This is a genomic window from Pelagicoccus enzymogenes (assembly GCF_014803405.1).
In the GTDB taxonomy this organism is placed as follows: Bacteria; Verrucomicrobiota; Verrucomicrobiia; order Opitutales; family Opitutaceae; genus Pelagicoccus; species Pelagicoccus enzymogenes.
In genome coordinates this window covers 1-1,130 of the sequence record NZ_JACYFG010000029.1, presented here as the reverse complement: position 1 = coordinate 1,130, position 1,130 = coordinate 1, and the positions used below count along the sequence as shown (strand labels likewise).

General features: G+C 48.8%; 3 protein-coding genes. All 3 read right to left on the bottom strand.

The window, feature by feature from the left end; all coding sequences use genetic code 11:
• Positions 1-324: type II toxin-antitoxin system HicB family antitoxin (locus IEN85_RS10855; protein WP_191616994.1), on the bottom strand; the 324-nt coding region annotated here is incomplete at its 3' end.
• A gap of 5 nt (positions 325-329) precedes the next feature.
• The gene (locus IEN85_RS10850) at positions 330-578 is read right to left on the bottom strand and encodes a type II toxin-antitoxin system HicA family toxin (RefSeq protein WP_191616995.1); all 249 of its coding nucleotides are present in this window, start codon (positions 576-578) and stop codon (positions 330-332) included.
• A gap of 138 nt (positions 579-716) precedes the next feature.
• Positions 717-965: a hypothetical protein gene (locus tag IEN85_RS10845; protein ID WP_191617109.1), complete on the bottom strand. Its 249-nt coding sequence runs from the start codon at positions 963-965 to the stop codon at positions 717-719.
• Positions 966-1,130 lie beyond the last annotated feature (165 nt).

Below are 1,130 nucleotides of genomic sequence, written 5' to 3'. Positions count from 1 at the left end.
TTGGGCTCTCGTTTCTCTTCCAAGTGCTTCGATGATCCAGTTGTTCAAGCTCTTGTTCTCCTTCTTTGATCGAATGTAGATGCTCCTATGAAGGTCAGGATCTAGTCTTAGGGTGAGCTTTCCGGAAAACGGCTTGTCTGGCTCTTCGCCACGTTCGGAGCAAAAGTCGAGGTAGTCGTCTATCGAAGCTTGGAACTCCTTCTTCAGGCCCTCGACAGTGTCGGCCTGAAAGGTGACTACATCCCTCATGTTTATGACTTCTCCATGGAAGATCTCGGCTTCCTCGTCGAATTGAACTGTTCCTACATATCCTTTGTATTCCATGATCTTTACTCTCCTGCAGCTTCCAGAAACCGTCTGACTGACTTTACTGCTCCCTTGTCCGTTTCCTTCTGCGGGTGAGGGCGGTGGAACACAGCTCTCACGCCGTTTAGGTAGACACGAACTCGAGATCCACTTCCCTCGGAAATCTCTGCTCCCAAGGCTGAGAGCATGTTCTCGATGTCCTTCCAAGGTAAGTCTGATCGTTCTGGACGCTCCCTTACTTTTTCTAGGGTAAGTCGTTGTTTGCGATTCACGGTAAAATGGTGGCAAGATATGCCACCATGTCAAGGTTTCCTATTTTTGCCCAACGCTGAGCTGTCACGCGGAGAGGGTGCAGCCCTCGGAGTTGTGACGAGCGACTTGATATGCTCTTTTGATTTCCTTCGAGAGTTTCATAATTTTGTAACTGGATACCACATTCCTTCGCAGACGATAGGTCCCATCCTTTCCTTTATGTATCTTTCTTTAATGTCGTGGAAAGACACGTTCTCGATGACTTCTTCAATATCCGCTTCCACGTCGATTTCGTAACCTTCCTTCTGGATGATCTCCAGTGCCTTTTCTTTGGATCGAGCGGTCACGCCGAATGGAATGCCTCCATAACACTTGGTGCGGAAAAGGTATGGTATGAGGTCATTCATTCGTTCTGCATATCGTGAAAGCCATACGCGGAAGTCAGCGCGGAGCGCTGGCTGGAGTTGTATGGGCTGACTGGGTACGCCCGGCATGGGCGTCGACTGATGTGGTTAAAGTCCACTGCGCATGGAACCTGTAGGTTATGATCATTAGCGAAAGTAAACTAAGAA

Coding starts and splice junctions, on each gene's coding strand:
- IEN85_RS10845 (WP_191617109.1), bottom strand. CDS start 965: ATGAATGACCTCATACCATACCTTTTCCGCACCAAGTGTTATGGAGGC.